Below are 15,283 nucleotides of genomic sequence, written 5' to 3' on the forward strand. Positions count from 1 at the left end.
CTAAGATGAATAAATTTGACTACATGAAACTAGGGATAATTCTTATTGCAGTTGCCCTCTGTTGGGTTTCAATCGTTTTTTAAACTGCGAATCCGAGGCAGTTCAGATGTAAATTAATTTGCTGAATTAAACTAAATCATATTGATATTGGTTCACTTATAAGGTAACTTTTGCGCATGATAGACCCTTACTTTTTTAAATGGGATCAAATAGGTTTTCCTAAAAACCTTCACAGTATTGTGATACCCGAAAATATAAAGGTTTATATGCTTTCATCATCAAGCAGCAAAAGTGATATTTTTCTCTATTGTGATAGAGCAGAGTTTTCTTTAAGTAGTGCCCGCGATGATACTGATGTAATTCGTTTATTTACTCAATTAGCTTCGAAATTGGAGCAGTGTTTAATAGTTAATGAGATGTTTGATTTCTATGATTCAAGTGAGTTGCATCGAGCTCATGTCACAAAATTAGATGGAAAAGATACACCAATATACAGAATTAGAAAGGCTGGTATACGCCTCTATTTGGTATTTACTGGTAACTTAATTATCTTATTTAGGTTGGCACCTAAGCGTAAAGACAAGATTGATAATTCTGAAAAAGTTATCATTGATGAGCGAGTTAAAGCTATTTTTAAATATCCTATTGAATCGAATGATTTTCTAGTGAGGTTATTATGAATAAAGTCTCATTAATTGATGTTGAATACGACATAGATATGTCTATCATCAAAATGGAGCAGGTTGCATCGCATCTCGTTGGTTTGCTTCGTCATCAAAATATTTCACGCAGTGAATTGGCTAAGGATTTGGGTTGGTCAAAAAGTCGTGTAACCAAAGTATTGTCTGGTGATGAGAATCTTACTATTAAAACTATGACAATGATTACTCAAAAACTTGGTTATGATTTTGATATCATATTTCACAATAAAAACTATGAAAAGCCTAAACAGCCATGGCAAATTGACCGAGAAAAAATTACTACACATCAAATTGCAGCTCAACCAAGTCAAAGCCGGCCAGAAATTTTTTTAGAACTTCAAACTGGTGAGCAAGTGGTTAATGCTGTTTTGGCTGGTAGAGAGAAAGAATATTATGTAAGTATCACTTCACCCCCCAATTTTATAAGTGAGAGAGCTATTCAAATTACTCCTGAGCTTAAATCTGATGATTCCCGCATTGATATTACATATTTTAAGCAAAAAATAAAGGTTGCACATTATGAGTAAAGAAAAAGCCAAGATTGTTCATGAAAAGAAAGAAGTTGTAAATATTCAGAATATTAATTTGCAACCCATCTATGCTGATCATGTTATACAGGTTGCGATGGAAACTAACGCTTTAAAACTGGTGCTAGGCTACAGGATAAATAATGAAATAGTAAATAATGCAGTTGTAATATTGCCTATGAATGCTGTTCTCGGTTTACAAGATGCTTTAAATGGTTTTTTTGCTAATCCGGACTTACAAAAAGCTATACTTGAGAGTGCAGAAAACTCAGTTAAAGTTTTAGAAGAAAGATTTAAGAATAGCTAGATTTTAAAAACCAATGATACCAACCCACCCAGTGTGGGTTTTCTTTTGTCTATTAAAACATAATACTAAATAAATTTACTAAATATTTAGTAAATACTATTGACTAATTAATTAGTAAATACTAAATTACATCTCATCAGATAAACAAAACCCCCGAAGCCGGTCAAAGCAATTCGAGGGTTTTACCAAATGGCGAGGTAATTATGTCACACAAAAAACCACAACGTCTACTGACGATAGATCAAATCGTTAAGCGAGCATTTATCCAGGATGTATTTCTTGGCTCAATCATCATCTTTTTGATCGGTGCGATGTTCTATATCGCTTTGGTAAGGGGGTGAGCGATGTTTTACAAAGTCATCAATCAAGTAGCGCTTGATGCCTACAACAAACTTGAATCAGATCGTTTAGAGCTTCGTAAAAACGCTCAACTATTTGCAGATGAATATGCAGCTGATCCTGTGATTCTTCAAGACTCTGACAGTATTTGGTTGTGTGGGATTAAATTCAAAGATAACTCTAAGGTTAATCGTGAAATTTGGACTAAACCTGAACGTCAATATGGGCATTCTTGGATTCGCACAAAGCCTTTAAAGAAAAGCCTACAAAGTGAATTCGATGCTGAAAAATTAAAATGGGATGAACTCAGGGCTAAGTATTTTTCAAAGGTTAGTCGAGTAGATAAAAATTCATTTTATTCAACGCTTGGTTTGGATGGCTCTAGTTTCTTTTTTAGTTCATTCAAATGTTTTGAATATCAAGGTGCTTTTTATATTGAAACAAGTATCGACCTGAAAGTTGGCGTTGAAATACTTGGTTCTGAATATGTTGAAGCCGAACGTGCGGAGAATGCTTTGAAGAATAAGGAGCCACAACAATGAATACTCCTACACAAAAATTCGCTGAATTCCAAAGTAGTGAAAATGGTCAATTCCGTATGCGCCTTGGTCACTCTGTCTATGTGCAAAAAGGGAATGATGTTTACTGGATTAATCGGTCTGGTGTTTTGGTTCTCGTTTCAGAAGAAACACATGCAACAAAGCCGTGGATTCGTGAAAACTTTGAACGTGAGCGCAAATTCCAAAAGCGTAAAGCTAAAGCTGAATTATTCAACCAACCTTGCTTTAAGCGCACACCCTATTCTCCAAATCAACGTATTGCTTATAACAATACGAAATATAATTAAGGGGTTAACACCATGGCTCTAAATATTATTACACCCGCTCAACCTATAGTAGTAAATGCAATCAAGGTTTACTTCTATGGTGATCCTGGTATGTACAAAACAACACTTGGTATGACAGCAAATAAACCTTTAGTTATTGATGCAGATAAAGGTGCTTATCGTACTGGTGCAAATCGACGCGGTGATGTTGTCGTAGCTGAAAGCTGGATGGATATTGCAAATATTACTGAGGCTGATTTAGCACCGTACAATACAGTGGTATTTGACACCATAGGTCGTGTACTTGATTTAATTAAATCACATCTTGCGAATAACAATAAAAACACTAAAAGCGATGGTTCGTTAAAGCTAAATGTTCAGGGTGTAGCAAATAACATGTTTAGTTTATTTGTAAATAAGCTCATTGGTTTTGGCAAAGATGTAATTTTTATTGCCCATGCAACAGAGGATAAAAACGACACTTTAACTCTTGTACGTCCCGATTTAGGTGGTAAAAACCGTCAGGAAATTTATCGCCTTGCTGATGCTATGGCTTACTTGGCAGAGGAAACAGATAGCCGTGGTAATTCCAATAGAGTTCTTAAGTTCAAAGGTGGTGAAGGCTTTCATACAAAGGATTCGGGGAATTTGGGGAATGTAATTGTTCCTGATTTACGTAAACCTGAAAATTCTCAATTTATGGCTAATCTTATTCAAGCGACTAAAGATCATCTAAATACCTTAACACCTGAACAACAACAAACCATGAAGCTTCAAATGGAATGGGAGCAATGGCAGAAATCTTGTAGCGAGGCTCAGTACCCTTCTGAATTTAATGTGCTTTTAGAGGGTTTGGACCAGCAACATCCATACTTTAAAGATATGTGGGAATGTATGAAGCATTTTGCGTATCAAATAGGCCTAACCTACAACAAAGAAAAGAAAAAATGGCTGGAGTTGGAAGTTTTACCTTCAATCATTTCAGATACACAGCGCGATGAGCTTCAAACATTTATATCTGAACGTGGTTTAGATATTAAAGATATCTGTGAGCATTTTGGTTTAGATGCACTCACCCAAATTGAAGCAAGCAAACTGGAAGCCGTTAAAGCTGAAATCGATCAAATGGCTAAAACGAGTATGTCTGCATGAGCGCATTAATTTTAGATACTGAAACCAATAGCTTAAATGGCTATCCAATTGAAATTGCACATATCTCCTGTTCTTTTGAACAAGGGATATTGCGGATCGATGGTAATTCGGCCTTTGATGAGTATTTTTCTTGCCCTGAGCCTATCGAATTAGGTGCTATGGCCACTCACCATATTTTGGAAACTGATATAGCGGACAAACCAAGTTATGAAGTATTTCGCTTGCCAGAGAATACAGAGTACTTGATTGGCCACAATATCGATTACGACCTTAAGGCAATCAAGCTTTGTGATTCATCAATTAATGTAAAAGGCATATGCACTTTAGCTTTGGCACGTATGGTTTGGGATGAATTAGAAACTCATAACCTTACAGCAATGTATTACCACGTTATGAGTACTGATTTAGAAAAAGCTCGTAAGCATTTACGCAATGCCCATAACGCCCGATGGGATATTTATTTCACTGGTGTGGTTCTTCAAGCAATCGTTGAAAAGCTGGCAATTAAAGACATGAATTCACTTTTTCAAATGTCTGAAATTGCCCGCATTCCTAAGCGTATTAACTTTGGCAAACACAGAGGTGAGCTCATCGATGAGTTACCAGATTCATATATCGATTGGCTACTCAAACAACCCGAACTGGATCCATATTTAATCAAAGCTTTAAAAGGACAAAAATAATGCATACTTTTAATGGTGTTGAAGCAATTTCCGCATTGCAATCAGGTAAAACAGTTTTATGTCGTCATATTGGTGGATTGCTCGATTTTGATGAGCTAAATCAATTCCCTGCTACAGTATTTTTTACAAATGATCATGAATTCTGTATAAAACGCGAAACTTTAACTTTGGCAGATATTCAGTTTACAAAACCTGTTCAGCCGCATGACTTGGAATCTGGCCAAGAAATTTTTATTGTGATGCCAACATGTATCTTGCGTACTAAATACGATCCAGAACATGGAGATATAAGTTTGAGTGTGGCAAATGGATTTGCTCAATTAGATGCTGAGAATGCACAGCTGCAGCTTCAGGCGTTTGGTAAAACGTTTGGCAATATGATTACTGAGATTGAAATTAAAGACGGTTTCAGTGAAAAGCCTAAAAAAGCTAGAAACACCAAGAAGAATGTTGAGCAAGAATCGCCACAAGTAGTAGAGACACAGCCTGTTATATCTATAGAAACTGAATTGCAGCTTTATTTAGATGGCTTGCGTGCTTGCTCTACTGCTGCTGAGGTTGAAAGCACTTTATTGAACGTTGATAAGGTGGATTTTTCAGCAGAACAAATGCTTGAAATTACGATGGCAAAAGAAAGCAAATTAGCTGAATTTAGCCAGCCTATCAAAATCGTGTCTCAAGAAAATGTAACTATTTCAGAAGATCCACTCATTTCCGATGATAACTCACTTGCATTACATCCATATCAGTCAGTTCTTGATGAGCTAGTGGAGCGTTTAAAGATAGTTAACACTCCTAAAGAAGCAAATGCCCTTTATAAGTACACCATGCACTGGACTGAAGAGGAACGCAAGCCAGTTATGGATGCTATCCATAAACGTTTAGCTGAATTTAACCCACCAGAGAAATCCAAATCATCATTAATGGTAAGGATTCAAGAAGCAAAAACTTTAATTGACCTTACAAAACTTGAAGAGGAAATCATTCAGTGCGAACCAGCAATTCATGAGCGTTTATTCAGTTATGCAAACCAAAGACGTACTGACTTGACTATGGCGAGTGATCTGCCTTGGGAGCAGTCGGCATGAAAAAATCAATCAAGGTTCACCCTCTTATGAGTGATGCCTTTGTAATTTGGCTCACAAAAATTGGCTACAGAGGTGTAGTGGGTGCAAGCGGGATAACTTTTTATTGTTCAACTGTAAATAACCACTTCCCAAGAAATGTAATGATTTTTTCAAACGGTCGAATGAATAAGCCTGCAGCAAGATTGTTTGAAGAATTTAAGAAATATGATCCTTTTGTAGAGGTAGCGTGATGGAAATTAAAAGCTTAAATCTTGACGGCTCTGTTGATGAAATTGCAGAGCAATTATTCAAGCAAATGATTGGACCTATCTTTGATCACTTAGCCAAAACAGATCCAGAGTTGGCAGTTGAATTTGGTTATTGCATCGCTGGTAATGGGATCGCTTGTTACATGAACAGTCTTAATGATGTAACCAAAGCTGAAAAATTAATTATTGATTCTACTAAATCAATGGCGGCAGATATAAAGCGCCATAGAAATAAAGTTTGCTAAACAGATTAAATAATTCAAGCAAAAATCTACGCATTATCATCAAAAAATTGAGATTTTGCGCAAGGTTTTGCACATAGGTGATGAGATGGATATTAATAAAGAACGTGAAGATTTTGAAGCAGCTCTTATTTCTAAGAGAATTTTTGATAAAGCTGATATTGAGAATTATGTAGTTTTTTATGCTGACCAGAATAAATACCAGCCTTCAACAACATGTACCGAGGATGAGGTGTTTGCAACTGAATGGATAAATGTTGGCTGGCGAATGTGGTGTGAGGCTAAAAAACAAGCCATTCCCACTGGATTTGTTTTAATGCCAAAAAGGCCAACAGATTCAATGATCAAATATGCTCATGAACATCATGAAGGTCAGCCGTACCTACCTTATAGCTTGTATGAGTCTTTTGTAAAGGCAGCACAGGAGCCAACCAATGACTGAAATTCAACAAACAAACATTGCTGTGGCCAACTACATCATTGATGAGCTGCACAAGGATAAGCCTTTCACCATGTCTCTTGATTTCGATCAGACTGTTGCATTGAGTGAAATCTTGTCGGAATCTCGCCATTTGCATAGCAATTGTATTAATGCGTTAGCCGTTGAGGTGCGAGTTCATGTAATCAACGATAATGGTTTAAAGTTCCCTATTACAGATAAAAACGCTGACGTTATCTATCACGTACTGTCAAATTATATTGCAGTATATGAGAAGCCGAAAAACTGCATTGATACATTCATTGCAAGCGGTGAATTTGATAAGGCTTTCCGTGATGTGTTTGGGTTGCCGAGTGAAGTGGTCAAGAGTTTGGGAGAAGTGGCGTGAAAATGTCAGAATTTAATGCTCTCATCAAACCAATAGAACGCCCATTGCGAAGTTTTCATTGTGGTTTTGATTATCTTGAAACATGGATCAAAGATGAAAGCGAATATTGTGCTAAAGGAATTGATTTTACACCTGATTTTCAGCGTGGGCATGTCTGGACTGAAAAGCAACAAATCTGCTTTTTAGAAAATGTTCTAAGAAGAATTATTGATGAAAGCGGACTAACAATCCGTTTCAATAATCCAATTTGGAGCGACACCCATCTAACTGGTGATCTTCCTGATCAAACTGTTTGTATAGATGGATTGCAACGTTTAACAGCGATTCGAAAATTTATTAATGGTGATTTAACTGTTTTTGGAATTAAGCATGAAGATTTACCGTTCAGAGTGATCATGCGTGATTTGCGTATTGTCATTCAGATGTATGACTTCAAATCTAAAAATGAGTTATTAAAATTCTATTTAGATATTAATAGTGGTGGTACAGCTCATTCAGATGATGAATTAAATCGAGTGCGCAATTTGTTAAAAGAAGAAAAGGAGGAAGGTTGATGACTAAAACTTATGAAATCCGAACCCTTTCTGATTTCCTCAAAGTTCCAAATGATCGAATTGAAGATTGTTTAAAAGAGTTTGCTGTTAGTTTGGAATTCTTAAAAGCAAATCATGAGTTAATGGGACTAGAAAATGGGCAGATGGAATTTTTTAACTGGACAGATGATGGGAAGAAAAACATAACTGCCGATTTTAAGTTTGGCAAAGATGTGATTCGTTCTGAAGTGACGGAGGAAGGTTGATGGAAAAATATCTAACTTCAAATAGCGTGTGTGAAATGTTTCATATTTCAAAACGCACATTAAATAGATGGCAGGAAAAAACGCCATGGGGTGTTCCATTCCCTGCCCCTGCATTTGGTTCGGATGGTGGAACAATGAAAAGATATCTTACAACTGAAGTAATAGCATGGGAAGAAAAGTGCCAAGTTTCTGAACCTGTTAAAAAGGCAATATAAATAGTATAAAAGTTAAAAATCGCAAAACTTAGTACTTTTAGTCTATTTCAATGATTGTTAGCGTATTTACGTTGCTATATACTGTCCCGAATTTTACGGCTTGCTAAAAAATTCAGTATTTTCATTTATGTACATATATGTGTACATAATAAAAGTCACGGTAAGCAGGAATAAACTTTACCTATATCAATTCAAGGGTTTAGGCGTTATGGCATTAATCGTTCAAAAATATGGCGGTACTTCTATGGGTACTCCCGAGCGCATTTTAAATGTTGCTCGTCGTGTAAAGCGTTGGCATGACCACGGCCACAAGGTCGTAGTGGTTGTATCCGCAATGAGTGGTGAAACAAACCGCTTATTGGCTTTAGCGAAAGCCATTACCGAAACCCCTGATCCTCGTGAACTAGACCAAATGGTGTCTACGGGTGAACAGGTAACGATTTCAATGTTAGCAATGGCGCTCAATTCAATTGGTGTTGAAGCTAAGTCACTCACAGGTCGCCAAGTTGGTATCAAAACTGACAGCGCGTTTACCAAAGCCCGTATCGAATCTATTGATACAGATGTGATGACAAATCATTTGGATGCAGGTCGTGTCATTGTTGTTGCAGGCTTCCAAGGTTTCGACATTGATGGTAATACAACAACTTTAGGCCGTGGCGGTTCTGATACTTCTGGTGTTGCACTTGCTGCGGCATTAAAAGCTGATGAATGTCAGATTTACACAGATGTGGATGGGGTTTATACCACTGATCCTCGTGTTGCACCTAAAGCAAAAAAAGTTGATCGTATTTCATTTGAAGAAATGCTTGAAATGGCATCTCTCGGTTCTAAAGTATTGCAGATTCGTTCTGTTGAATTTGCAGGAAAATACCAAGTGCCTTTACGCGTATTATCAAGTTTTGATAATGACAATGATGGCGCATTCGACGAAGATTTCAAAAACAATGTCGGAACACTAATCACTACTGAAGCGGAAGACAATATGGAACAGCCAATTATTTCTGGTATCGCATTTAACCGTGACGAAGCTAAATTAACAATTTTAGGTGTACCTGATGAACCAGGTATTGCGTCTAAAATCTTATCACCTATTGGTTCTGCAAACGTTGAAGTGGATATGATCATCCAAAACGTTGAAGAAGATGGTACTACTGACTTTACCTTTACAGTGAATCGTAGTGAGCTTAAAAAAGCCAAAGCAATCTTAGAAGAAACTGCTACAGCGATTGGTGCACGTGAAGTTGCTACACGTGATAATATTGTCAAAGTTTCGATTGTCGGTGTAGGTATGCGTTCTCATGCAGGTGTTGCAAGTAAAATGTTTACTGCACTTGCAGATGAAGGTATCAATATCTTAATGATCTCAACTTCGGAAATTAAAATTTCTGTGATTATTGAAGAAAATTACTTAGAACTTGCTGTTCGTTCACTACACACAGCTTTCGGTTTAGATCGTGAACATGGCGAATCGAGTGCGCGTGCGTAATTTTTGATCAAATATAGCAACTTATTCGCTGTTTTGACCAAGAAAAAATCAGAGCCACTATAGTGTTTTCTATAGTGGCTCTGTTATATTAGTTTTGAGGTTTTAGAGAAATTTCAATAGAGCTATGTGAAAATGAAAAACTTGTCACATTATTCTGTTAAAATTATCGGTGCTATTTAAAGTTGTGTTTTCTATTTTTTAGAAATTCATCGCAGGTTTAGCGTTTAAGCAAGGAGATAAACATGCTGATTCTGACCCGCCGTGTCGGAGAAACTTTGATGATTGGGGATCAAGTCAGTGTTACTGTGCTTGGTGTTAAAGGCAACCAAGTTCGTATTGGTGTAAATGCCCCAAAAGAAGTTTCTGTACATCGCGAAGAAATTTATCAACGTATTCAACATGAGCGTGCTATGCACGAGCATTTGCAACATATTGATCAAGATTATCAACCTTCTTTTGAAGATGATAATTCGCAAAACACCTATAATCGTTAAGATTATAGTGGTTTTGGAAACTAAAGCGGCTTTTAAGCCGCTTTAAATTTTTATTGATCAGTAAAAAACATCATCCGTTTTATTCAAGACCCAGTGCTTTTTTGACTGGCGAATAGCTACGGCGATGCTGATCAATCACCCCATGCTCAGCAATGGCTTCAAAGTGTGCTTTGGTTGGATAGCCTTTATGTTTTGCAAAACCAAATTGTGGATATTGCTTGTCTAACTCAACCATTTCATGATCACGTGTTACTTTGGCTAAAATACTTGCCGCACTGATCTCAGCATGTAGAGCATCCCCTCCTACGACCGCATCACAGCTCATGCTTAAGCCTTTAGGAACTTTATTTCCATCCACAAGCACATGTTCAGGTATGGTTTTAAGGGTCTCTACTGCACGTCTCATTGCCAATAATGAAGCTTGCAATATATTCAGCTCATCAATTTCTTGATGTGTTGCTTCAGCAATTGCCCAAGCAATCGCTTTTTCTTGAATTTCAACAAACAACTTTTCACGTTTTTTTTCAGTTAATTTTTTAGAGTCATTTAACCCTTGAATTGGATTGTTTGGATCTAAAATAACAGCAGCTGCAACCACAGAGCCAACCAAAGGACCTCGTCCTGCTTCATCTACACCAGCAACTAACATTTTCTTTCCTATCATAAAAGAAGCTCAATAGATTTTATCTGAGTTCTTACATCATCACCTTGAGATGATGACAGATTTTAGACCTTTTTCTTTCTACATAAATTCAATGGACTGAGCAAAATTTAAAATACTTTGCTTAGAGTGAATGACTTAATTTTAAGAAAAGAGCATCAACCCTAAGACCATGAATTTATTAAAATACAAAAATCTATATCAATAAATTCATATATCTTTGGTTTTAATGCAATTATTTCATTGCTTCAGCAACACATGCATTGATTGTTTTTGTCACAACGTTTGAAACAATCGTTGCACGTGCTTGAGGGTCTAAAGCAGCCGTTGCCAAATCTACAGTACTGACACTTTGTGGTGCTTTTTCACTGACACAACCACAAATTTCACTTTGTACATTGTTTTTCTGATCTGTAGTCATGACTTTTGTTGCAGTCTTCCAAGCAGGTAAATTATTCAGTTCAGTTGTACATTTCGCATTTATCGCGATTTTAAGCGCAACACCCCCTAACTGCTGAGTTGTTGACGCTGCTACAGCACCTGTTGGGTCATTGGTCGCGCAAGCCGTTAGACCTAAAGCGATTAAAGCAAGCAAGACAACACGATTTTTCACAATTTTTTCCTTTTTATGAGATAAAGCTAGGGTATTTTGCCTAAACTTATACTTGTATTAAACTAATTATTTCAATAATCAACTCATTAGATGCTAAATGGATAAATATTTCACAATTATTGCTTTAAGCGTTGCAAATTTAAAACAATACGTTGAGTTTTTAGAAATGATTTCTTTAAATAAAATCCATATCATAAGCACTAAATTAAACTGGAATCTGTGTCATGCAACAAAAATCACAATACTATACAAGGACAGCACAATGGTTGCATTGGATTATGGCAATCATCTTTATTACCGCTTGGGTCATTGGTTTTTATAGTGGCAATTTTTTAAGCTATGATGTCGATGGGCCGTTTAAAGGTGATGTCATCACCTTACATAAAAATATTGCATCGGTAATTATCTTTTTAGTCATTATCCGTATCTTTTGGCGATATACCCACCCTGTGCCTGAACTACCTGAAACAATGTCACCATTAATGAAAACTTTGGCTCATTTAGGACATTTAGGTTTATATTTCATGTTATTGGCATTGCCAATCACTGGATGTTTATTTAGCTGGAGTGCTGGTCATCCCGTGCCTGTACTGTACTTATTTGAGATTCCAAGACTTGTACAAGATAATCCCGATTTAACAGCGATTGTGAAACCTTTACATATTTATATTTCATGGGCTGCTGGCCTACTTCTTGTCGGACATGTTCTCGCTGCGCTCAAACATCACTTTATTGATAAAGACAATGTGTTGAAAAGTATGACACGACAAGGCTAGTCAAATACAAATTAAAAGCACATCAAACGGTGTGCTTTTTTATATTTTTATTATGTTTTAAATTCTAGATCTTTACTTTAATGCTTCTTTTGCACAACCTTTTAAACTATTTATCACCGCCTGTTGAATCAACTTATTTTTTGTAGCTTCATTAAAAGTTGCCATAACCAGCTGTTTAGCAGGGATATCATTCAAAGCATTCTCACTGACACAGCCACAAACTTTTTGCTGTGCATGTTGCTGCTGTGTAGCAGTCCATAAAAATGAAGATGCTTGCCAAATTTTTGAAGCTTTCAATTCACTTGCGCACTGCTGTTCGATTAATGGTTTTAACATTTTATGCGTAATCGTTTCTGTACTTGAGTCTGCACATGCAACAGTCACAGGTAAAATAATGAATAAGGTTAAACTTGTTGTTAAAAATTTCATTCTATTTTCCTTATGAAAAAAAGCAGTGTTCACACACTGCTTTTATAGGCTTAAAGAATATAGCTTGATTTAAGCCAATTGATCAATTTGATTGTTCCATTTTTGCTTTTCTTCATTTGAAATAAATGACGCTTCAAATGAATTTTTTGCCAATTGCTTTAACTCTGTATTGGAAAGATCTAGTGCTTCAGCAATCGAAATAAAATTATCATTCATATAGCCACCGAAATAAGATGGGTCATCTGAATTAACAGTCACATGCACTCCTTTTTGCAATAAACGATGAATATTATGTTGTGCCATATTATCCACCACACACAATTTTAAATTACTCAGTGGGCAAACAGTCAAAGGCATCTTTTCTGCAATTAAACGTTGCATCAGGGCTGGGTCTTCTTCTGAACGTACCCCGTGATCAATACGGTTTACTTTTAATAAATCTAAAGCTTCCCATACATATTCAGCAGGACCTTCTTCTCCCGCATGCGCAACCACCAAGAAACCCTCTTTACGTGCTTGAGCAAAAACTCGTTCAAACTTAGCTGGTGGATGTCCAACTTCACTTGAATCTAAGCCTACAGCAATAATTTGATCTTTATAAGGCAAGGCTTGCTTTAATGTTTCAAATGCTGCTTCTTCACTTAAGTGACGTAGGAAACACATGATTAAATGAGAGCTTATACCCAACTTTGTTTGGGCATCATCACACGCGCGCTGTAAACCATTGATTACCGTTTCAAATGCTACACCACGGTCGGTATGTGTTTGCGGATCAAAGAACATTTCAGTATGTACAACTTTATCTTCAGCACATTTTTCAAAATATGCCCAAGCTAAATCATAAAAGTCTTGTTCATTGATCAGTACATTTGCACCTGCATAATAAATATCAAGGAAAGACTGTAGGTTATGAAAGTTATATGCTTGTTTGACTTCTTCTACAGATTTATATGGGATATCAATTTGATTACGTTGAGCTATCGCAAACATCAGCTCAGGCTCAAACGTGCCTTCGATATGTACATGGAGTTCTGCCTTAGGTAAGGCACGAATAAGTTCTAATCTATTCACGTTTTTCCTCAAACTTATTAAATTAAATGTCAATCATCCAAATCGCTTGGATTCATTTCAATCTGATTAAAACAAAAAAGGGTGCAAACTTGAGTTTACACCCTTTCCTTATTTAAATTTATTAACCACCAAATGCAACGAATTTAATCACCCAGAGCACAGCAATGATCCAAACCATATATGGAACAGTTTTGGCTTTACCTGTAAATAATTTAACCAATGCATAACTGATAAAGCCCATTGCAATACCGTCTGCAATTGAATAAGCAAATGGCATAAATACAATGGTTAAAAATGCTGGAACTGCTTCGGTAATATCATCCCATTCAATATTGATGATGCCTTGAATCATCAACACTCCAACAAATAATAATGCTGGAGCGGTCGCAAATCCAGGAACAGATTGAGCCAGTGGCGCTAAAAATAAACACGCTAAAAATAAAATACCAACAACAACTGCAGTTAAACCTGTACGACCGCCTGCAGCAACACCCGCAGATGACTCAATATAAGGTGTTGTTGATGATGTACCCAAAGCAGCACCAGCAACAATTGCAGTTGAATCAGCAAACAGCGCTTTTTTCAAACGTGGTAATTTACCGTCTTTCAATAAACCCGCACGATGTGAAACCCCGACCAATGTTCCAGTTGAGTCAAATAAATCAACCAAGAAGAATACGAAAATCACGCCTACCAAACTTACTGTAAATAAGTTTTCAAAATTCATTTGCATGAAAGTCGGTGCAATAGAAGGAATCGAACCAACAACTCCTTTAAATTCGTTCAAACCTAAAGCTGTTGCAATACCAGTGATCGCTAAAATACTGATAATAATTGCGCCACGAATTTTATAGTGGTGCATAATCACAATCAGGAAAAAACCCAATAAAGTCAGTAAAACTGTAGGTTGCTTTAAATCACCCAAACCCACCAAAGTTGCTTGATTTGCAACAATAATGCCTGAATTTTTCAATGCAACCAGTGCAAGGAATAATCCAATACCACCACCGATTGCAAATTTCAATGACATTGGAATTGCATTGACAATGGCTTCACGGATTTTAAACATGCTAATTGCGATGAAAACGAGTCCGGAAACAAATACAGCAGCCAAAGCGGTTTGCCATTCAACGCCCATACCTAGACAAACGGAATAAGTAAAATAAGCATTCAGCCCCATACCCGGTGCAAGTGCAATCGGATAGTTTGCAACCACCCCCATGACCAAACAACCAATCGCAGCGGCCAAACACGTTGCCACAAATACGGCGCCATGATCCATACCTGTTTCTGAAAGAATCAATGGGTTAACAATAATGATGTAACACATCGTTAAAAATGTCGTTAAACCTGCCAGTATTTCGGTTCTAAACGTTGTTTTATTTTCGCTCAGTTTAAATAAGCGTTCGAGCAAACCCGCTGAAGGATTTGGATTCGTCATTGTTGAGCCCCTGTTAAGTTTGAGCTATTCGTTGATAAAATCGAGTTCATTTAAAAAAAATGCTAAATGCCTTCAATTTAGGCCATAATTCAGCATTCAATAAACATACCAAAATGACATTTCCGATAAAAAACTTGAATTAAAAAAGCTGCAGATTAGCAGCTTTCATTTTCTAGAAGGTTTAACGGTCGTTATCGATTACATATTACAAATTATAACATACAGTTTAAATAATTTTATCAATCTGACTCTTTTAGTCATCCAATTCATGTGAACTCAGAAGTTTAGTGCTTTAAGGATATACAGCACTTAAATCAAATCACGGTATTACTTACTTTTAGATGATTGTGATTAT

24 protein-coding genes are annotated in these 15,283 nt (G+C 36.6%); 19 read left to right on the forward strand and 5 right to left on the reverse strand.

The features are described 5' to 3' along the window. Nucleotides 1-176: 176 nt before the first annotated feature. The 18 genes from AC4CVF_RS09950 to csrA all read left to right on the forward strand — a co-directional run bounded on the left by AC4CVF_RS09950 (nt 177) and on the right by csrA (nt 9,937). Nucleotides 177-680, forward strand: a complete 504-nt coding sequence (locus AC4CVF_RS09950) for a hypothetical protein (protein WP_490789333.1) — start codon at nt 177-179, stop codon at nt 678-680. Next, nucleotides 677-1,228: a helix-turn-helix domain-containing protein gene (locus AC4CVF_RS09955; protein ID WP_490789334.1), complete on the forward strand. Its 552-nt coding sequence runs from the start codon at nt 677-679 to the stop codon at nt 1,226-1,228. Before AC4CVF_RS09950 ends, AC4CVF_RS09955 begins: the two co-directional genes overlap by 4 nt. Then, nucleotides 1,221-1,535: a hypothetical protein gene (locus AC4CVF_RS09960; protein ID WP_490789335.1), complete on the forward strand. Its 315-nt coding sequence runs from the start codon at nt 1,221-1,223 to the stop codon at nt 1,533-1,535. Before AC4CVF_RS09955 ends, AC4CVF_RS09960 begins: the two co-directional genes overlap by 8 nt. Before the next feature lie 203 nt (nt 1,536-1,738). Next, on the forward strand, nt 1,739-1,876 hold the full coding sequence (locus AC4CVF_RS09965) for a hypothetical protein (protein WP_419299879.1): 138 nt from the start codon (nt 1,739-1,741) through the stop codon (nt 1,874-1,876). A gap of 3 nt (nt 1,877-1,879) precedes the next feature. Further along, nucleotides 1,880-2,416, forward strand: coding sequence for a hypothetical protein (locus AC4CVF_RS09970; protein ID WP_490789336.1), 537 nt, complete (start codon nt 1,880-1,882; stop codon nt 2,414-2,416). After that, on the forward strand, nt 2,413-2,721 hold the full coding sequence (locus AC4CVF_RS09975; RefSeq protein WP_004820819.1) for a hypothetical protein: 309 nt from the start codon (nt 2,413-2,415) through the stop codon (nt 2,719-2,721). Before AC4CVF_RS09970 ends, AC4CVF_RS09975 begins: the two co-directional genes overlap by 4 nt. 12 nt (nt 2,722-2,733) lie before the next feature. Next, entirely contained in the window at nt 2,734-3,852 is a 1,119-nt protein-coding gene (locus AC4CVF_RS09980; RefSeq protein WP_004820817.1) for an ATP-binding protein, read from the forward strand. Beyond that, nucleotides 3,849-4,535 carry a 3'-5' exonuclease gene (locus tag AC4CVF_RS09985; RefSeq protein ID WP_490789337.1) on the forward strand — a complete coding sequence of 229 codons (687 nt, stop codon included), beginning with the start codon at nt 3,849-3,851 and terminating at the stop codon, nt 4,533-4,535. Before AC4CVF_RS09980 ends, AC4CVF_RS09985 begins: the two co-directional genes overlap by 4 nt. Next, complete coding sequence (locus AC4CVF_RS09990) at nt 4,535-5,623, forward strand: hypothetical protein (protein WP_490789338.1); 1,089 nt, start codon at nt 4,535-4,537, stop codon at nt 5,621-5,623. The genes AC4CVF_RS09985 and AC4CVF_RS09990 overlap by 1 nt, the downstream gene beginning before the upstream one ends. Further along, entirely contained in the window at nt 5,620-5,853 is a 234-nt protein-coding gene (locus AC4CVF_RS09995) for a hypothetical protein (RefSeq protein WP_490789339.1), read from the forward strand. The genes AC4CVF_RS09990 and AC4CVF_RS09995 overlap by 4 nt, the downstream gene beginning before the upstream one ends. Further along, complete coding sequence (locus AC4CVF_RS10000; RefSeq protein WP_419318320.1) at nt 5,853-6,116, forward strand: hypothetical protein; 264 nt, start codon at nt 5,853-5,855, stop codon at nt 6,114-6,116. The genes AC4CVF_RS09995 and AC4CVF_RS10000 overlap by 1 nt, the downstream gene beginning before the upstream one ends. An 85-nt stretch (nt 6,117-6,201) precedes the next feature. Then, entirely contained in the window at nt 6,202-6,555 is a 354-nt protein-coding gene (locus AC4CVF_RS10005) for a hypothetical protein (protein WP_490789340.1), read from the forward strand. Beyond that, nucleotides 6,548-6,940, forward strand: a complete 393-nt coding sequence (locus AC4CVF_RS10010) for a hypothetical protein (protein ID WP_490789341.1) — start codon at nt 6,548-6,550, stop codon at nt 6,938-6,940. The genes AC4CVF_RS10005 and AC4CVF_RS10010 overlap by 8 nt, the downstream gene beginning before the upstream one ends. Before the next feature lie 2 nt (nt 6,941-6,942). Further along, the gene (locus AC4CVF_RS10015) at nt 6,943-7,494 is read left to right on the forward strand and encodes a DUF262 domain-containing protein (protein WP_490789920.1); all 552 of its coding nucleotides are present in this window, start codon (nt 6,943-6,945) and stop codon (nt 7,492-7,494) included. Then, on the forward strand, nt 7,494-7,739 hold the full coding sequence (locus AC4CVF_RS10020) for a hypothetical protein (RefSeq protein WP_490789342.1): 246 nt from the start codon (nt 7,494-7,496) through the stop codon (nt 7,737-7,739). The genes AC4CVF_RS10015 and AC4CVF_RS10020 overlap by 1 nt, the downstream gene beginning before the upstream one ends. Then, nucleotides 7,739-7,954, forward strand: coding sequence for a hypothetical protein (locus AC4CVF_RS10025; protein WP_004820804.1), 216 nt, complete (start codon nt 7,739-7,741; stop codon nt 7,952-7,954). The genes AC4CVF_RS10020 and AC4CVF_RS10025 overlap by 1 nt, the downstream gene beginning before the upstream one ends. 208 nt (nt 7,955-8,162) lie before the next feature. Further along, nucleotides 8,163-9,443: an aspartate kinase gene (locus AC4CVF_RS10030; protein ID WP_490789343.1), complete on the forward strand. Its 1,281-nt coding sequence runs from the start codon at nt 8,163-8,165 to the stop codon at nt 9,441-9,443. 242 nt (nt 9,444-9,685) lie between these two features. Continuing rightward, complete coding sequence (csrA, locus tag AC4CVF_RS10035) at nt 9,686-9,937, forward strand: carbon storage regulator CsrA (RefSeq protein WP_004721174.1); 252 nt, start codon at nt 9,686-9,688, stop codon at nt 9,935-9,937. Between the two features lie 79 nt (nt 9,938-10,016). Here csrA and rnhB read toward each other — a convergent pair whose 3' ends face one another. Both rnhB and AC4CVF_RS10045 read right to left on the reverse strand, forming a co-directional pair. Further along, nucleotides 10,017-10,586 carry a ribonuclease HII gene (gene rnhB, locus AC4CVF_RS10040; protein WP_419327381.1) on the reverse strand — a complete coding sequence of 190 codons (570 nt, stop codon included), beginning with the start codon at nt 10,584-10,586 and terminating at the stop codon, nt 10,017-10,019. Between the two features lie 247 nt (nt 10,587-10,833). Continuing rightward, nucleotides 10,834-11,211, reverse strand: a complete 378-nt coding sequence (locus AC4CVF_RS10045; protein ID WP_490789344.1) for a hypothetical protein — start codon at nt 11,209-11,211, stop codon at nt 10,834-10,836. A gap of 224 nt (nt 11,212-11,435) precedes the next feature. Here AC4CVF_RS10045 and AC4CVF_RS10050 point away from each other — a divergent pair, with 224 nt between their 5' ends. Then, complete coding sequence (locus AC4CVF_RS10050) at nt 11,436-11,987, forward strand: cytochrome b (RefSeq protein WP_419330206.1); 552 nt, start codon at nt 11,436-11,438, stop codon at nt 11,985-11,987. Between the two features lie 72 nt (nt 11,988-12,059). On the opposite strand, the gene AC4CVF_RS10055 is transcribed toward AC4CVF_RS10050, so the two are convergent. The 3 genes from AC4CVF_RS10055 to AC4CVF_RS10065 form a co-directional block, all read right to left on the reverse strand. Continuing rightward, entirely contained in the window at nt 12,060-12,416 is a 357-nt protein-coding gene (locus AC4CVF_RS10055) for a hypothetical protein (RefSeq protein WP_419327378.1), read from the reverse strand. Between the two features lie 69 nt (nt 12,417-12,485). After that, nucleotides 12,486-13,487, reverse strand: a complete 1,002-nt coding sequence (locus tag AC4CVF_RS10060) for an adenosine deaminase (protein ID WP_336953147.1) — start codon at nt 13,485-13,487, stop codon at nt 12,486-12,488. Between the two features lie 121 nt (nt 13,488-13,608). Then, nucleotides 13,609-14,928 carry an NCS2 family permease gene (locus AC4CVF_RS10065; protein WP_004721188.1) on the reverse strand — a complete coding sequence of 440 codons (1,320 nt, stop codon included), beginning with the start codon at nt 14,926-14,928 and terminating at the stop codon, nt 13,609-13,611. Nucleotides 14,929-15,283: the final 355 nt, after the last annotated feature.

Source organism: Acinetobacter sp. LipI_19 (assembly GCF_058242925.1).